Annotated in this window: 15 protein-coding genes; 1 reads left to right on the top strand and 14 read right to left on the bottom strand. The window is 66.0% G+C overall.

Features of this window, described 5'->3' with window-relative positions; genetic code table 11:
• Positions 1–261: 261 nt before the first annotated feature.
• The gene (locus WKW82_RS23080; protein ID WP_340344684.1) at positions 262–2,787 is read left to right on the top strand and encodes a CHAT domain-containing protein; all 2,526 of its coding nucleotides are present in this window, start codon (positions 262–264) and stop codon (positions 2,785–2,787) included.
• A gap of 364 nt (positions 2,788–3,151) precedes the next feature.
• Here WKW82_RS23080 and WKW82_RS23075 read toward each other — a convergent pair whose 3' ends face one another.
• From WKW82_RS23075 to WKW82_RS23010, 14 genes are all read right to left on the bottom strand, one after another.
• On the bottom strand, positions 3,152–4,441 hold the full coding sequence (locus WKW82_RS23075) for an MFS transporter (RefSeq protein ID WP_340344683.1): 1,290 nt from the start codon (positions 4,439–4,441) through the stop codon (positions 3,152–3,154).
• Between the two features lie 139 nt (positions 4,442–4,580).
• A complete protein-coding gene (locus tag WKW82_RS23070; protein ID WP_340344682.1) occupies positions 4,581–5,549 on the bottom strand; it encodes a PDR/VanB family oxidoreductase in 969 nt (322 codons plus the stop codon).
• 48 nt (positions 5,550–5,597) lie between these two features.
• Positions 5,598–6,635 carry a Rieske 2Fe-2S domain-containing protein gene (locus tag WKW82_RS23065; RefSeq protein WP_340344681.1) on the bottom strand — a complete coding sequence of 346 codons (1,038 nt, stop codon included), beginning with the start codon at positions 6,633–6,635 and terminating at the stop codon, positions 5,598–5,600.
• Positions 6,636–6,648: 13 nt separating this feature from the next.
• A complete protein-coding gene (locus WKW82_RS23060; RefSeq protein ID WP_340337984.1) occupies positions 6,649–6,867 on the bottom strand; it encodes a recombinase-like helix-turn-helix domain-containing protein in 219 nt (72 codons plus the stop codon).
• 43 nt (positions 6,868–6,910) lie between these two features.
• Complete coding sequence (locus WKW82_RS23055; RefSeq protein WP_340344680.1) at positions 6,911–7,909, bottom strand: Bug family tripartite tricarboxylate transporter substrate binding protein; 999 nt, start codon at positions 7,907–7,909, stop codon at positions 6,911–6,913.
• The gene (locus WKW82_RS23050) at positions 7,906–8,877 is read right to left on the bottom strand and encodes a VOC family protein (RefSeq protein ID WP_340344679.1); all 972 of its coding nucleotides are present in this window, start codon (positions 8,875–8,877) and stop codon (positions 7,906–7,908) included. The genes WKW82_RS23055 and WKW82_RS23050 overlap by 4 nt, the downstream gene beginning before the upstream one ends.
• Before the next feature lies 1 nt (position 8,878).
• On the bottom strand, positions 8,879–10,378 hold the full coding sequence (locus WKW82_RS23045) for an aldehyde dehydrogenase (protein ID WP_340344678.1): 1,500 nt from the start codon (positions 10,376–10,378) through the stop codon (positions 8,879–8,881).
• 19 nt (positions 10,379–10,397) lie between these two features.
• A complete protein-coding gene (locus WKW82_RS23040; RefSeq protein WP_340344677.1) occupies positions 10,398–11,198 on the bottom strand; it encodes an aspartate dehydrogenase in 801 nt (266 codons plus the stop codon).
• A gap of 10 nt (positions 11,199–11,208) precedes the next feature.
• On the bottom strand, positions 11,209–12,918 hold the full coding sequence (locus WKW82_RS23035) for a thiamine pyrophosphate-binding protein (protein WP_340344676.1): 1,710 nt from the start codon (positions 12,916–12,918) through the stop codon (positions 11,209–11,211).
• Complete coding sequence (locus tag WKW82_RS23030) at positions 12,911–13,750, bottom strand: SDR family oxidoreductase (protein ID WP_340344675.1); 840 nt, start codon at positions 13,748–13,750, stop codon at positions 12,911–12,913. Before WKW82_RS23030 ends, WKW82_RS23035 begins: the two co-directional genes overlap by 8 nt.
• 21 nt (positions 13,751–13,771) lie before the next feature.
• A complete protein-coding gene (locus WKW82_RS23025) occupies positions 13,772–14,608 on the bottom strand; it encodes an IclR family transcriptional regulator (protein ID WP_340344674.1) in 837 nt (278 codons plus the stop codon).
• 22 nt (positions 14,609–14,630) lie between these two features.
• On the bottom strand, positions 14,631–15,503 hold the full coding sequence (locus WKW82_RS23020) for an alpha/beta fold hydrolase (RefSeq protein ID WP_340344673.1): 873 nt from the start codon (positions 15,501–15,503) through the stop codon (positions 14,631–14,633).
• Positions 15,504–15,515: 12 nt separating this feature from the next.
• Positions 15,516–16,058, bottom strand: a complete 543-nt coding sequence (locus tag WKW82_RS23015; RefSeq protein WP_340344672.1) for a cupin domain-containing protein — start codon at positions 16,056–16,058, stop codon at positions 15,516–15,518.
• 22 nt (positions 16,059–16,080) lie between these two features.
• On the bottom strand, positions 16,081–16,896 hold the full coding sequence (locus WKW82_RS23010) for an SDR family oxidoreductase (protein WP_340344671.1): 816 nt from the start codon (positions 16,894–16,896) through the stop codon (positions 16,081–16,083).
• Between the last annotated feature and the right edge of the window lie 20 nt (positions 16,897–16,916).

Raw genomic sequence — 16,916 nt, 5'->3', positions numbered from 1 at the left:
AGGATGCTCCATTGTTCGGAACGGAGGACGATGGGCCGGCCAAAAACGGGAGTCAGTGCTGGAGCAACGAACGTCTTGGGCCTGTGCTGTCTCAGGCCGCTCATGGCGCCAGTCCGAGTGGCTGCCAAGCAGTTGAAGGAATCGCGCCGGTATGCAAGCGCAAGCCCGATGGCTGCTCGGATTTTTTGATGTGAGGGACGGGCAATGCGACAAGTCCAAAGCATTCTCGAATTTCTGCCAACGCTGTGGAGGTCCTGAATCATGCAAGCATCCTTCAAATGGGTGGCCGCCTTCGGGACGATCGGGGCAATGTTCGTGCTATTGGGTTGCGCCGCGCCCGGCGCTCAACCCGAAGCAACGCACCAAGAGGCGAAGACCGTGGAGAGCCCTATTTTGCGGGATATCCGGTTGGCACGAAATGTCCAGTCAACTGCCGCAGATTCAGACCCTGGAAAATCGAAGCCGCTTTTCGTCTATCCTTTGGAACTTGAATCCAACCACCATTCGGTAATCGAGAAAAACAACGAGGGAATAGCGCTGCATGCAAAGGGTAACGTGCATGGCGCCGAAGAAGCGTACACTTTGGCCCGCGCAGCCCTGATCGCAAATGCCCATCCCAACGACTTGGCCGCTCTGAAGGTCGTTCCTCGTGATCGAACACAGTCCGACGTTGGTAAGGCAATGCCAATAGGTGCAGCCGCATACGATCTCGGAGAACAGCTGTCCCGTGTCGAATCAAACATTGGAATTGCGAAATGGGCCCAGAATGACAGGCAGGGCGCGCTGTCACATTTTCGTACCGCCTTGGAACTGCGCGATCAATTGGAGGGGTCGGATGAAAAATTCATCAGCGACCGCGCATTCATGGCGCGCAATGATGACCGACTCCTCGAAAGCAGTGTACTTCTCTCACTTGAGGGGTCATTGGGTGAATCCGCTGATTCGAATTCGCTCGCAATAGAGATGGTGTTTCAACGCAAGGGTGCGTTGCTCGATCGGCAAACCCAATCGATGACTCAGATCCAAAACCAGGCTCTCCCACAAGGTCCAGCAGCACCACCCAGCGGACTTGACGTTACCGACGCATTGCTTCCCGCATTGGACAAGTTCAATTCCGTATCCGGCTTTCTGACTTATTTGGGTCCAGCCGGGGCCGCTGCAAGTTCTGTCGGCGGGATTGCTCATTCTCTGCTCTCCATTGGGGCAGATGCGCGAGAGAAACGACGGGCGGCTGAACGCGTTCGGCGCGAGGATGACAAGAAGTTCCGCGTAGAAAGCCAAGAGATGCTGGACGAGCGCAGCGCAATCATGCGTCAGCGATCGCAGTCCCATGACAGCAAAGAGATTGCCCGCCTCGACGCTCGCGAGCAATCCTTGGAACTGCAGATTCGCATGCGTGCCAGCGAGGCTACCCCTGCGCCGACCCCTCGCACTCCCACCCCCGAAGTCACTCCAGGCCGTTCAGGCAACGTGCGGCCCTCGGCTGGCGCGTGGCTCAAAAGCGTTCAGCAACGGATCCCCGAAGGAGCCGTCCTTCTCGAGATGTTCACGTATGTACCGGTTGACCCTCGAGCGCCCATGGCGTTGGGGACCGGTCAATCTGGACGCCCTGCTGCGGCGGGTGCAAACACGGCGGCGCGCGTGGATCAGCCGGCCACGCAGCCTCAGATCGATGCTCTGCGCGTGGGTCCGACTCACTACGGCGTGTATGTCATCTCGCGCAAGGGGCCACCAGTTCGTATTGACTTTGGAGAGGCCCAGCGCATTGACGAACGAATCGTCGAATTGCGAAATGCCCTGGCGCGGCCCAACAAGATCAATGGTGCGCGTGCAAAGGCTCGCGAACTTGACGAACTCCTCATGCGGCCAGTTCGGTCGGTCATCGGAGCCACGCCATTGCTCCTGGTGGCGCCCGAAGGCCTCTTGAATCTGGTTCCGCTTGGTGCGCTCGTCGACGAGCAGGACCGCTATCTGGTCGAACGGTTTGCCATCAGTTATTTGTCGAGCGGGCGGGATTTGTTGCGGGCGCGTAGCGATGCGCCGCGGCGCGACAAGGATCTCATCGTTGCAGATCCTGCGTTTGACGCCAAACCTGTTCAGTTGGCAGTTGCGGTGCAAGAGGGCGTACGCGGTACGCGGTCACGAGACTTTTCAGACAAGCGATTCGAGGCGCTCCCTGGCACGGCCTTGGAGGCGGCCGCAATCAAGCAACTGCTCCCCGAAGCAAGGGTGCTCACCGGTACCGCAGCGACTGAGACCGTGGTCAAGCAGATTCACGGACCGCGGATCTTGCACGTCGCAACGCACGGATTTTTTCTTCCCGATCAGGGGGCCACGCCCGACGCCCAGGATCGGCGAGAAGAACCGATGCTTCGGTCCGGCCTTGTCTTTGCGAACGTCAACACGGGAGGAACCGAGACCGACGATGGCGTTTTGACGGCGCTCGAAGCGAGCAGCGTCGATTTGCTCGGCACCCGGCTCGTCGTGCTTTCGGCCTGCGAGACGGGTGTCGGGACGGTCAAGAACGGCGAGGGCGTGTTTGGCATGCGCCGCGCCTTTGTCGTAGCAGGCGCCGAAACGCTCCTGATGACACTCTGGCCCATCGCTGATGACGCGACTCAGCAACTGATGTCCGACTACTACGATTCCCTGAAACAGGGCAGTGGCCGTGCGGATGCGCTACGCAAGGCGCAGTTGCGAATGCTAAGCAAGAAGGAAACCGGCCATCCGTTTTTCTGGGCTGGATTCATTTCTTCCGGCGACTGGACGAGCCTGGCCTTCAACTAGCCTGCCAGGAAAGGATTCGACGCGCGCCATACGGCCGGTGGTCAGCCGCTGCGGTTATTTCGTTGAGCCGCCACCACTTTCGTTGGCGATCAATTGAGCGCGTCCTTGCCAGGCGTGCTGGTCACGTCCCATTGCGTGATGGAAGTCTTCAGCCTGGACGGGGCTGAGGTACACGGTACTCAGCGTGCCACTGCGGACAGCCCGCTCTCAGCGCCTTGCTTTTGAGTTCGGCGGCGTTGTCGGGATGGAGAATCTCGGGGATTCCCTGCATGGGCCAAGTCGCGTCTATGTCGATCGCCTTGCATCGAGATTGCCAAGCGCCTTCTGGGCGCTGGTCATCCCAACGGGACACCGGACGAATCCGTCAGGCTGGCCTGGCACTCACGCCCGGCGTCTCCACACGGCGCTCCCCGAGCCATAACACGAAGCCGCAGGCGAACACCACGAGCTGCGTGCCGATCAGCAAGGCGAAGCCGGCGAAGAACCCGGACCCCGCCGTCGCCCCTGCGCCGGTCGACATCGCGCTGATCACGCCGCCCATGAGCGCCGGCATGAACCCGGCCACCAGGCTGCCCGTGCCGTTCACCACACCGAAGGCGCTGGCCACGTGCTCCGGCCGCGAACAGTACTGCACCGTGCTGGGAATGGCCGGACTCATGAGGCCCCAGCAGAAGTTGGCCGCGATCAGGGCGTAGGCGGCGGTGTAGGGGTCGTGCACGTTGATCGCCAGCAGCACGGACAGCGCCACGCCGGCACTCGCCGCCATGAAGATGAAGGGCACGTGGCGGCGCTCGATCTTGTCGATGACCACGCCGCCGAGCAGCACCGCGAGCACGGTCGCATATTGCGGCAGCGAGGCCAGCCAGCCCATCTCCTTGAGCGAGAAGCCGCGCGCCTCCTTCAGGTAGGTCGGCAGCCAGTTGCTGCTGCCCCAGAGATAGGCCAGCGCCGCCGCCGTCAGGAGGGTGATGAGGACCAGGTAGCGGGTGTGCAGCGCGCCCTTCACGATGTCGCCGACCTGGGTGAAGGCCGCTCCGATCGACTCGGGCTTCTTCATCGCCGCGTAGCTGGCCGGCATGTGCACGAAGGCCAGCACCAGCGGAATGCCGACCGCGATGTTGATCAGGCCGAGCACGTAAAACGACGTCTCCCAGTGGTAGCTCGCGAGCAGGTAGCCGATGAACGGATAGCCCACCGCCAGGCCCAGGCCGGTGCCCATGTTCACGAAGGAATTGGGCTTGCCGTTCTCGCGGCTCTCGTAGTGGGCCTTGATGTACGAGGAGGCGAGCGAGAACAGCGGGCCTTCGGACACGCCCAGCAGGATGCGCGAAGCCAGCACCATCCCGTAGCCATCGAACCACGGCGTCATGAAGGTGACGACGCCCCAGAGGATGAGTCCGTACACCAGGCTCTTGCGCACGCCGAACAGCGCCGCGCAGAACGGCGTCAGCACGAAGGCCGACACGCCGTAGCCGACCATGAAGGCGGTCGCCAGCAGGCCCTGGCTCACGCGGTCCGACTTCTCGATGCCGATGTGCGCGAGGAAGCCCGGGTCGGTGATCAGCACCGCGATGTTGATACGGTCGATGTAGGAAATGGCGACGATGATGAACAGCGTGATGACGCCGTACCAGCGGAATGTCCTGGCCTGCATGGCTGTGCTCCTTGGGATGCTAGAAGACGACGCGCAGGCCGGTCTCGCCGCCGGTCGACGCGTGGTTCGGTGATGTGGTGGCGCCGGCCAGTGCCTGGCTGGCGCCGTTGCTGTTCAGTGCCTGCGAAGTGGCGCGGGCTTAGATGTCAAGCACCAGAGGGCCACGCTGGCATCGCGATACGCAAATCATCATGGTCTTGTTGGCCGCGCGTTCGGCCTTGGTGAGGATGCCGTCGTGGTGGTCCACCTCGCCCGACAGCACCTTGGTCTCGCAGGCCCCGCACACGCCTTCCTTGCAGCTGTGGTCGGGGTTGAGGCCGGCGTCGATGAGGCTGTCGAGGATCGACTTGCCCGGTGGCACTTCGACGTTCTTCTTGCTCTTCGCACACTCGACCACGTAGCTCTGCGTGGCGCTCGGCGTCTCCACATGCACGGCCGCGAAGCGCTCGATGTGGGCGTTGGCATAGCCGAGCTTTTCACACGTCTTCTCGAAGTTGTCGAGCATCGGCGTGGGGCCGCAGCAGTAGTAGTGGCTGTCCGCGCCCTTGTCGGCCAGCAGCGCCGCGAGGTCGGGCGGCGCGCCCTTTTCCTCGTCGAAATGCCAGGTCAGCTTGACCGACTTCTCGGCCGCCAGCGCGGCGATCGCCTCGCAGAACGCGGCTTCCTTGCGGGCCCGCGCGCAGTAGATGAGTTCCACCGGCCGGCCGATTGCGACCAGGCGTTGCAGCATGCACCAGATCGGCGTCACGCCGATGCCGCCGGACACGAGCACCGAGCGGCCCGCCTCCTCCTGCAGCTTGAAGTTGTTGCGCGGCACCGAGATCGGCAGCGTCATGCCCACGCGCAGTTGCTGGTGAACATAGCGCGAGCCGCCGCGGCTCTTGCGGTCGTTCAGCACGCCGACGACATAGCGCTGGCGGTCGGTCGACGGATTGCACAGCGAGTAGCTGCGCACCAGTCCGTTGGGCAGGTGCAGGTCGATGTGCGACCCGGCCTCGAAGGCGGGGAAATCCACTTCCGACGAAGCCGGGCGGAACTCGACGCTGACGATGCCGTCTGCCTCGTAGCGCATCGTGTGCACCAGGGCGTTCAGCGTGGGAGAAGACATGGCGGAAGACCTCGAAGGAAGTGGTTCGCGGAAGCGGTGACGTGGGCCTCAGGCCGTGGCCAGGGCCGGCTCCGTGGCTTGCAACTGTTGCGTGGCCAGGCCGCGCAGGTGGCGGCGCAGGCGCACCACGCCCAGGTCGTGCTGGTAGAGCTGCTCGTGCTGGTTCGCATCGGGCTCCATGTTCTCGATCAGCACACGGTCCTGCTCCAACACATGCCAGTGGCGAGCCTCCAGGCGGTTCTTGTAGAGGAAGCGCCAGGTGTCGCGCTGCCAGCCGACCGGCAGCTTGCGCACGCGCCAGTGGAAGGCGCAGGAAAGCGTCGGCGAGATCGGCGTGTAGCTGCCGACGATGATGAAGTTGCCGCCGGGGCCGCCGGTCTTCGGATAGGGGATCTCCAGGCGCATCCAGTGCATGCCTGTGTCGGCCCATTCGGTCCAGTCGAAGTTGACGTTGCGCTGGCCTTCCTTCTCGAACACGAAGCCGGTGTCGGTCGCGCGGATGCCGAACTTGGCGGTCGAATCGCCCTCGGCCATCGAGTGCGACTGCTTGTGCAGGAAGGTGCCGTGCATCGGGTCCATCACGTTGTCGAGCACGTAGCGGTAGTCGCCCTTCCATTCGGCGTAGCAGAGGAAGCTGGAGTATTCGGCATCGTCGGTGAGCTGCTCGGGCAGCACCAGCGGCGGCGGCGTGTCGACCGATTCCTTGGAGTTGTAGAGCCAGACGGCGCCGGCCTTTTCTTCCACGTGGAAGAAGCGCGTGGCCTGGGCGCCTTCGAGCTTGCAACCGGGGCTGCCGGGCACGCGAGTGACGACGCCGTCACAGCGCACTTCGACGCCGTGGTACGGGCAGGAGAGACGATCGCCAAGGATCACGCCTTGCGACAGCGGCGCACCGCGGTGCGGGCAGCGGTCCTCCAGCGCATGCAGCTTGCCGCTGTGGTCGCGCCAGAAGGCGAACTTGCGGCCGAGGCGGCGCAGCGAAACCGGCGACTCCTTGATGAAGCTCGACGGGCAGATCGGGTACCAGAGGTCCTTCAGGCCGATCTCGAGCAGCTGGTCGACCGGGGTGATCTGGATGGTGGTCATGGTTGTTGTCTCCTCAGGCGCCGAGCACGGCGATTTCTTCACGGTAGATGGCCTCGGTCCAGGCCTTGCCGCTGGGGCTGGCCAGGCCGCTGTCGTTGAGTCGCTCGACCAGGCCGGGCAGGTCGTGGACGCCTGCGGCAAAGGCGCGTTCGATCGCGTCGCCGAGCAGGTCTTCGTAGGTGGTGGGGGTGCGCGTGCGCGCCTGGTGGGGATCGAGATAACGGTCGGTCATGGTTCGCTCCATCGAGTGAGGTGGTGGGGTTTGTCTCTTGTGTTTATTCGGCGACGATGTTCCGGGCCTTGATGATTCGCGCCCACACTGCGGTCTCGTCGCGCATGGCGGTGGCGAATTCGGCGGGCTTCATCGTGGCCTCGGTCATGCCTTGCGCCTTGAGGCGTTCGGCGACGTCGGCTTGGGCCAGGATCGCGGCGGCGTCCTTGGCGAGTTGTTCGACCAGGGCGGGCGGCGTGCCGGCGGGCGCCAGCAGGCCGTACCACGAGGTCACGTTCACGCCCTGGATGCCCTGCTCTGCGAGCGTCGGGATTTCGGGTGCAACGGGGCTGCGCTTGGCTTCGGTGATGCCGAGTGCGACCAGCTTGCCGCTGCGGATGAAAGGCAGCGTGGCGGGCAGGTTGCTGAACATCAGCGGCACGCTGCCGCCGAGCACGTCGTTGATGGCGGGCGCCGTGCCCTTGTAGGGAACGTGCAGCAGGTCGACGCCGGCTTGCTGCTTGAACAGCTCGCCCGCGAGGTGCAGGCCGCTGCCGACGCCCGGCGAGGCATAGGACAGCGTGCCCGGCTTGGCCTTGGCCATCGCGACCAGTTCCTTCGCGCTCTTGATGCCTGCGTTGGGCGCAGCCACCAGCACGTTGGGTGCCTTGGCCAGCATGGTGACGGGCGCGAAGTCCTTCTCGATGTTGAACGGGAAGTTCGGCATCAAGGTCGGGTTGATCGTGAGGTTGCCAGCCGGCACCACGAGCAGCGTGTGGCCATCGGCCTTGGCGCGCTTGACTTTCTCGATGCCGATGTTGCCGGCCGCGCCCGCCACGTTGTCCACGATGGCCGCCTGGCCGTAGCGCTTGGCGAGGCCATCGGACAGGATGCGGGCCAGCGTGTCGACCGGGCCGCCTGGCGGGAAGGGCGAGACGATGGTGAAGCGGTCGGACGCCAGCTGCTTCTGCGCGTCGCTCGCCTGCGCGTGGGCCGTGCCCACGGCGGCGAACGCGATCAGGGCGGCAGTAGCGATGCGGCGGTTCATGGTCGCTTGCTTCATTTCTTTTCCGTCAGGAACTTGCCCTGCGGGCCTTCGACGTTCTTCTGGCGGCGCGTGTTGCCATCGAGGCCGCCATCGACCGCCCATTCGGCGAAGACCGTGGGGCCGGGTTCGAACTCGCGCGGCTGCCACTCGGCCGTGAGCTGGTCTTCATCGGCGTAGTACTCGATGAGGCCGCCGGCCGGGTTCTTGAAGTACCAGAAGTAGGCCGACGACACCGGATGGCGACCGGGGCCCAGTTGCGTTTCCCAGCCGCGGCGGGAGAAGTGCAGGCCACCGCCGAACACCTCGTGGATGTCGCGCACGGTGAAGGCCACATGGTTCAGGCCGCGCTTGCCCGAAGGCAGTTGCAGCAGGAACAGGTCGTGGTGGCCGCCGTCCGGTGCGCAGCGCATGAAGGCGCCGCGGTTGGGGTAGCTGTCCGAGGACACGAAGCCGAAGTTGTCGCGGTAGAAGGCGCTGGTCGCCAGCACGTCCGTCACGAAGAACACGACGTGGCCGACTTCGATGGGCGTGGCGCGTTCGTAGATCGGGGCGGGCTGGTTGATGCGGGCCTTGTCGTTCCAGGTGTTCATCGCGCCGCAGTCGATTTCGATGGCGTGCTTGCGCGAGACTTGCAGGCGAACCGCGAGGCCGTTCGGGTCGATGCAGCCGATGCGGCGTGCGCCTTCGACGGTGGCATCAAAGAAGCCCGGCGCCTTCGCGATGGCGGCGGCGTAGCGGTCGAGGTCGGTGTTGCTTTCCACGCCCCACACGACTTCGCGCAAGGTCGGGCCCTCTTCCATCGCAGGCGGCAGGCCGGGTTTGTCCAACGCCGCGACGACGACACGGCAGCCGTTGAGGCATTCGAAGTTCAGCACGTCGGCGGCTTCGGACTTCAGGGTCAGGCCCCAGTCGGCGAAGAAGGTCCTGCACGTCGGCAGGTCGTCCGACACGTAAGTGATCTGGTCGATTCCAAGGACGCTCATATCAGTTGCTCCATGCGCGATGCGTGACGCCGGCCCACGGCATGGGCTGCTCGTTCGTGCCCCAGTACATGCTCTTCTGCTCCATGTACTGGAAGATCCCTTCGCGGCCCTTCTCGCGGCCGAGGCCGCTGTCGCGCCAGCCGCCGAAAGGCGTGGACACCGAGAACTGCTTGTAGGTATTGACCCAGACCGTGCCGGCCTGCACCGCGCGGCCGATGCGCCAGGCGCGCTTGAAGTCGCGGCTCCACACGCCGGCGGCCAGTGCGTAGATGCTGTCGTTGGCCTGCGCGATGAGCTCCTCTTCGTTGTCGAAGGGCATTGCCACCAGCACCGGGCCGAAGATCTCTTCCTGCGTGGTGCGGGCGCTGTTGGTCAGGCCTTCCAGGATGGTCGGCGTGTAGAAGTAGCCCTTGTCGAAACCATTGCCATGCGGGCGCACGCCGCCGGTGCGGATGTGTGCGCCTTCGGACACCCCCAGCGACACATAGCGCTCGATGCTTTCGCGATGCTTGGCCGTGATCAGCGGGCCCATCTGGGTTTGCTCGGATGCCGGATCGCCGACGCGCAGTGCGTTCGCGCCTTCGGCCAGCCGCGTGACGAACTCGTCGTAGATCGAGCGCGCCACGAAAAGGCGCGAGCCCGCGATGCACGATTCGCCCGAAGAACTGAAGATGCCGTAGAGCACGCCGCTCACCGCATGGTCGAGGTCCGCGTCTTCGAGGACCATGGTCGCCGACTTGCCGCCGAGTTCCAGCGAGACCGGCATCATCTTGTCGGCCGCGATATGCGCGATGTGCTTGCCGGTCGTCGTGCCGCCGGTGAAGGACACGCGCTTGACCAGCGGATGCTTGGTGATCGCATCGCCGATGACCGAGCCCTTGCCCGGCAACACGCTGACGATGCCCTTGGGCACACCGGCTTCTTCGCAGATGCGTGCGAGTTCCAGCGCCATCAGGGGCGTGACTTCGGCCGGCTTGACGACGACCGCATTGCCGGCCGCCAGCGCGGGCGCGAGCTTCTGAGCTTCGCTAGCAATGGGCGAGTTCCAGGGCGTGATTGCCGCGACCACGCCCATGGGTTCATGCACGCTCATCGTGACGAAAGGGCCACGCGAAGGTGTGATGCTTTCTTCCAGCGTTTCCAGCGCCGCTGCGAAGAACTGGAAGGTGCCGGCCGCACTCGCCACCAGGGCGCGCGTTTCGTTGATCGGCTTGCCGTTGTCCAGGCGCTGCTTCTGCGCCAGCGTCTCGCTGTTCTCGCGGATGAGGTAGGCCACGCGATGCAGCACCGCGGCGCGCTCGTGCGGCAGCTTCTGCGCCCAGCCGCTCGTGAGGAAGGCGTGGTGCGCGCGCTCGATGGCTTCATTGACGTCGGCCAGGCTCACGGCATTCAGGCGTGCGATCGGTTCGGCCGTGGCCGGGTAGAGGCTCTCGTAGGCATCGCCCCCACCGAGGCGCCATTCGCCTGCGATGTTGACGGGAAGGAGTTCGGAAGAAAACATCGTGGTTGTCCCGGTGGATTCAGATCGCCATGTGGGCGACACGATTGCGCATCGCGCGCACCGCGCTGTAGACGGTGAGTGCGGAGGTCTTGGGGTTGGCGGCCAGCGCCTTGTTGCGCATGGTCAGTTCGAAGCTGCCGAAGGCGCCTTCGGCCTCGACCACGTGCACGTTCTCGGTGACGGCCGGGTCGGCGATCAGGCGCACGCGGGTGAGGTCCAGGCCCAGGCCAGCGAGCGACACGGTCGCGGCCACGTTCGCGTTCTTCGGATAGAGCGATGCGGCCTCGCGGGCGCTGCCCTCGAAGATGATCGTTTCCAGCGTCAGCGCGCCGAGGTCGCGGCCTTGTTCGGCCGGCGTGCCGCTCCAGGCATGCGGCGGCTTGCGGCCGGTGTAGCGCACAGCGTCGAGGCCACCGGCACGGGCCGCGGCCAGAGCATCGATGGCGCCGATCGCGCCGGCGATCAACTGCACCTGCGTGTGGCCTTCGCTCGCGGCCTGTTCAAGTTGTTCCGCCAGTCCCGCCGCCGACAGCGCACCGACCGATGCCACGATGCACGGCGTGCCGCGCTTCAGGGCCGGCAGCACATGCTCCTCGATGGCGGCATGGCCAGCAGCTTCGACCACCAGGTCGATGCCGGCCTGCGGCACGCTCGTCACGATCTCGACGCCGGGCGCCAGGCTTGCGACGGCCTTGCGCGCAGCCGCCAAGCCGAAGTCCGGCACGACGATGGCCACGACCGCGAGGGTCTTGTCGCCCTTCAGCAGTTCAAGCATCGAGGTGCCGATCGCACCGCAGCCGATGAGTGCAACGCGCATCATGGTCGTGCGCTCACTTGCCGGCCACGGCCGCCGCGCCCAGTGCGGGGATCTGCGTGACGGTGTTGGTCGGCGGGCCTGCAAAGGTGGCCTTGAAGCCGCCGATGGAGAGCATGTCGATCTCGAGCAGGAACGGGCCTGAGGTAGCGACAGCCTTGGCCAGTTGGCCCGGCAGGTCGTTCAGGTTCTTCACGCGTGCATGCGGCAGCGCGAGCGACTTGCACAGCAGTTCGTAATCGGGCGTGTGCAGCTCGGCGTAGCAGCGGCGGCCGCCGTATTGCGCGTCCTGGATGTTCTTGATGACGCCGTAGCTCTTGTCGTTCATCAGCACGATCACCATCTCGGCGCGCTCCTGCACCATGCAGGCCAGTTCGCCCAGGTTGAGGATGAAGCCGCCGTCGCCGGCCAGGCAGAAGGTCTTGCGGCCCGATGCCGTCTCGCTCGCACCGATCGCCGCGCCGATGGCCATGGGCATGCCCTGGCCGATGCCACCGCCGGTGGCATGCACGCCCGCGCTGGGCTCGAACACGCGCAGTTCGCGATTGCCCCAGGTGCTGTTCGACACCGTCACGTCGCGCACCCAGTTGAAGCTGCGGCCGGCGATGGCCTGGATCTGCTTCACGAGTTCGGCATACGGGCCGAGTCCATCGCGCAGCGTGGCGACGGCTTGGTCGTGCGCGGCGCGCAGGTCTTTCAGCAGCGCGGGATCGGCCTTGTAGTTGGCGGCTTCTAGGCGATCTGCGAGGCCGTCGAGGGCCAGCGCGGAGTCGCCGCAGATAAAGGCTTCGGTGGAATAGCCACGGCCTTCCGCGGCGGCATCGGCGTCGATGCGGTACAGCGGGCGCGGCAGCTTGAGTTCGTACTTCAGCGTCTCGTTGCCGCGCAGGCGCGAGCCCACCACGAGCATCGCGTCGCAGGTCTGGTAGAGCGCCTCGACCGGCTTCTGGATGTTGTAGGCGCCGAGCGAACCGGCATCGTCCTCGGGCACCGTGCCGCGGCCTTGCGTGGTCGTGACCACGCCGAAGCCCAGCTTCTGCAAGCGCTTGATCGCAGCACCGGCATGACGCGCGCCGCCACCGACCCACAGCATCGGGCGCTTCGCATTCGCGAGTTGTGCAGCCAGTGCATCGAGCCCGGCGGCGGACGGCACGGCCGCGTCGATCGGCAGCGGCGACAGGTCGGTCGGCATCGTCGTGAGCGCGGACTGGATGTCGATCGGGATCTCGACACTGACCGGGCCGCTTGGCGCCGTCATCGCCACTTGCACCGCGCGCTTCAGCGTGCCGAGCACCGTCTCCACGCTGCGCACGCGGAAGGCTGCCTTCGACACCGCTTTGAGCATGGTGAGCTGGTCCGGCGCTTCGTGGATGTACGACATGCCCTTGTCGAGGTACGGCGTCTCGATCTGGCCGGTGATGTGCAGCAGCGGCGCGCCGGCGGTCAGCGCCTCGACCATGCTGCCGGCGATGTTGCCTGCCGCCGGGCCGGTGCTGGTGATGCACACGCCGAGGCTGGCGGTCGAGCGTGCATAGGCATCGGCCATGTTGCCCGCGCCGGCCTCGCCGCGCGCCGAGATGAAGCGGATCGCGCCGCGCTGCGCGAAGGCATCGAGGATCGGCATGTTGTGGATCGAGATCACACCGAAGGCAGCCTTGACGCCGCACTGTTCGAGGAAGGCCGCGACGACAGCGCCGACGGTCACGTTGTTGGATGGTTTACGCATGGCGGGAATGGCCTCCGGAAATGTCTAGGTGGGCGCCGGTCGTGTATGACGAGAGCGGCGTTGCAAGGAAAAGAATCGCGCGTGCGGCTTCAGTCGGAAGCCCCAGGCGACCCAGCGGAATGTGTTTGTCGTGCGCGAGCTGCTGGCTCCAGGCGGCCCAGTCGAGCGACTTGTCTTCGCGCGCTTCGAAGCGGCGGCGCCATTGGCCGGACTCGATCAGCCCGATCAGGATGCCGTTGACGCGCACGCCCTGCGGCGCGAACTCGGTGGCCAGCGAGCGCACCAGGTTGAGCAGGCCGGCGCGTGCGGCCGAGGTCGCGACCATGTGCGGCTCGGGCTGGCGCGCCAGCAGCGAATTGGCGCAGACGATGGCGGCATCGCCGAGCACTGCACTCTGCGCCGTGAGCTGCGGCAGGAAGGCGCGCGTCGGATGGATGACGGAGAAGAACTTCAGGTGCAACTCGTCGGTCCAGGCCTTGTCGTCGGTGTCGGCGAAGGTGGAGACACGGCCTTGGCCCGCGTTGTTGATGAGCATGGAGGCGGGGCCGAGCGCGGCTTCGCTTTCGGCCGCGAAGCCGCGCATCGCGCCGGCATCCAGCACGTCGCAGGTGCGGGCGAAGATCCTGGCTTGCGGACGCGTGGCGCGCAGCCCGGCCGCTGCGCTGTCGAGGCGTTCCGCATTGCGGCCGCAGAGCGCAACGGCGGCGCCGCAGTCCAGCAGCAGTTCGACGGTCGCCAGGCCGATGCCCGACGAACCGCCCGTGACCACGGCCACGCGGCCCGCGAGTGCATGCGGCGAGAAGAAGCTTGAAGAGATGAGCGGCGAGGTCATGTGCGTGACTTGTGAGACGTCTCAGGCGCGGTCGCTGCCGCGCAGTTGGACCACCTTGTTGGCGGCGGCCGGCGAATAGTTCAGCAGCCCGGAGATGTCGTCGGCGGTGCTGCGCACGCGCTGCACCATCTCGTCGATGCGGCTCTCGTCGATGTGGTCGGAGGTGATCGTCGCGCCCAGTGCCGCGACGATGTGCCCCGTGTGGTCGCGCACCGGCGCGGCCACGCTCGAGATGTTGGCTTCGAAGAAGCCCTCGCCCAGCACATAGCCGCGCTGGCGGTCGCCTTGCACCATGTCGAACAGTTCGTTCACCGTCTTCGGCGTGCTCGGGGAAAAGATCTCGAGCTTGTCTTCCGGGTAGAGCGCGCGCAGTTGCGGCAGCGTCAGGTCTTCCAGCAGGATGCGGCCGAGGACCGTCGCATGGGCAGGCAGGCGCGTGCCCACCGAGACCTGGCTGATGAAGGGCGACGGCGGCGCCACCTTGGCCACGTAGACGATGAAGCGGCCGTCGCGCACCACCAGGTTGCAGGGTGTGCGCAGATCGTCCGACAGGCGTTGCAGCAAGGGCATGCCGAGCTGCGTGAGCTCGAGCGAGTTGAGGTATTCGAAGCCCAGGCGCAGCACGGCCAGGCCGAGGCGATAGTCGCGCCCGCCGTCGGTCTTCTCGACGAAGCCCATGTTCTCCAGCGTCGTCAGGAGACGGAACACCGTCGAGCGCGGCAGGTCGAAGCGGCGCGCGAGTTCCGGCGCGGAGAGCGTGCGGTTCTCGCGGCTGAACTCGCAGAGCACGCGCAGGCCGCGTTCGAGCGCGGGCACGTTGTAGCGGTCCGAGCCTTCGTCCATCGCATCGTTGGTCATGTCGTTTCTTCCTGGTTGTTGTTCAAGCGGCGAGCACGTCGCGCAGAAGTGCCGCGACGGCTTGCGGTTGTTCGACGTAGCTGGCGTGGCCGGCGTTGGCGATCAGTTCGAGCGGCACGCCGCACCTGTCGGCGACTTCGGCGCAGACTTGCGGTGTGGTGACGACATCGAGTGCGCCGCAGGCCACGCGCGCCGGCATCGCGGGCGGCAGGTCGGCCAGCAGGTCCCCGCCGCACAGCAGTTCGACGGCCTGGCTGTAGCCGGGCCCGTTGAGCCGCGCCATGTTCCAGCGCACCCAGCGCTTCGACTGTTCGCTCGCGCCTTCGGAAAGCAGGCGGGCTGCGCTCTGCGCGGCCATGCCGGCGATGCCGACCTGGGCCAGCGTGGCCAGGCGCTGCGAGCGAACGCGCTCGCCGGCTTCGGCACGCGAATGCGCGCCATAGCCGGACGCCGGGCTGATCAGCACGAGGCGGCGGATGCGTCCCGCAAGCGTTGAGCCCGGGCGCGCTGCACATGCGGCGGTGAGCGCACCGAGCGAATGACCGACGAGCACGAACGATTCCAGCCCGAGTGCATCGACGAGTGCATGCAGGCGCTGCGCATAGTCGGCCGCCGTCGGCGCTGCCGGAGCCACCGGCGCCGAGTCGCCATAGCCGGGCGCATCCCATGCGATCACGCGCGCATCGGCTTCGAGCAGCAAGGCCGTGTCGAGCCACGACGCCGCACCCGACCCGATGCCATGCAGGCAGACGATGGCCGGCCCGCTGCCGCACTCGCGCGCCGAGACGACGGCACCACCGTTCACGGCGACGTTGCGCACCGGAAAGCGCGCATCGAGCCGCGCCAGGTCCGAGGGCGCAAGCGCGTGGTTGTGCATGACAGCGGCGTCGTTCATCGCGGGCCTCGCTCAGCGCTTGATCTTCGCGAGCGGATGGTCCGCCGGATAGGTCGGCGTGACCGGCTTCTGTGCGCCGAGCATCACGCACATCAGCGCGTCCTCGTCGCCGATGTTGATCTCCTCGCGATACACGCCGGGCGGCACCGAGATCAGGTCGCGGTCGGTCATGATGGTCTCGAAGCGCTCGCCATCCTTCTCGATGACGACCTTGAGCTTGCCGCGGATCAGGAAGAACACTTCCTCCACGTCGGTGTGGAGGTGCGGCGGGCCTTCGTGGCCGGCGGGGATCACCATCGTGGAGAAGGTGAAGTTCTCGGCCGGAATGGTGTTGACGTCCTTCGCGACGCCGGTGCCGCCCGTGCCCACGTAGCGCATCTGCGCGCGACGGAACTTGGGGTCGAAGTCGGCCTGGAACTTCAGCGCGTCCCAGTCGTACTTGCGGGTCGAGTAGCGCGCGATGCGGGTGTTCATCCACGCTTCGAGGCTCGTGCCTTCGGGTTGCACCAGCGTGCTGCCGGTCGACACATTTTGCTGTTCGGACAAATCGCTCATCGAAAACTCCTTGGTCGAAAAATCAGTTCATCACAAAGCCGCCATTGACGGCGAGCAGTTGGCCGGTCACGAAGCGCGACAGGCCGGAGAGGGAAAACAACAGCGCGCCGCAGACGTCGGCCGCCTGCTGCTCGCGCGGGATGGCGCGGCCTTCCAGGTACTTCTGGTGGCGCGCCATGGGCACGTATTCGGTGGCCTCGACCAGCGTGAGGCCGGGCGCCACGGCATTGACGGTGATGCCGTCGGCCCCCCATTCGCGGGCCAGCGAGCGGGTCATCGAGATGACCGCGCCCTTGCTCGATGCATAGGCCAGCAGGTTCGGCGCGCCCCAGAGCGCGGTGTCGGAAGCCAGGTTGACGATGGCGCCACGGCCGCTCGCCGCCAGCGCAGGCTGGCAGGCGCGGCTCATGAGCCAGGTGCCGCGCACGTTGACGTCCATCACGCGGTCCCAGGTCGCGATGTCCAGCGCATGCGCATCCTTGCCGCCGGAGTTGGTGATGGCGGCGTTGTTGACCAGGCCGTCGAGGCCGCCCAGCGCCTGGACGGCGGCGGCGGCGCAGGCTTCGATCGATTGCGGGTCGCACAGGTCGACCGTCAGGCCATGCGCGCTGTAGCCGGCATCGCGCAGCGACTGCGCCTCGGCCTGCGCCAGGTCGCCGAGGATGTCGGTCAGCACGACGCGGGCGCCAGCTTTGGCGATGCACTTCGCGAACGCCAGGCCCAGGCCGCGGGCGGCGCCGGTCACGAGCACGCGGCGGCCGGCCAGCAGGTTGGTGGGCACCTCGTCCAGCAGGGCCTGCAGGGTGTCGAGGTCGGGGACGGCTTTGATGTCGGTCATGGGGTTCTGGCTGTTCTGCG

The organism is Variovorax rhizosphaerae, assembly GCF_037889975.1.
Classification (GTDB): Bacteria; Pseudomonadota; Gammaproteobacteria; order Burkholderiales; family Burkholderiaceae_C; genus Variovorax; species Variovorax rhizosphaerae.
Note: the sequence above shows the minus strand (reverse complement) of the source record. Positions and strands in the feature narration are given on the sequence as shown.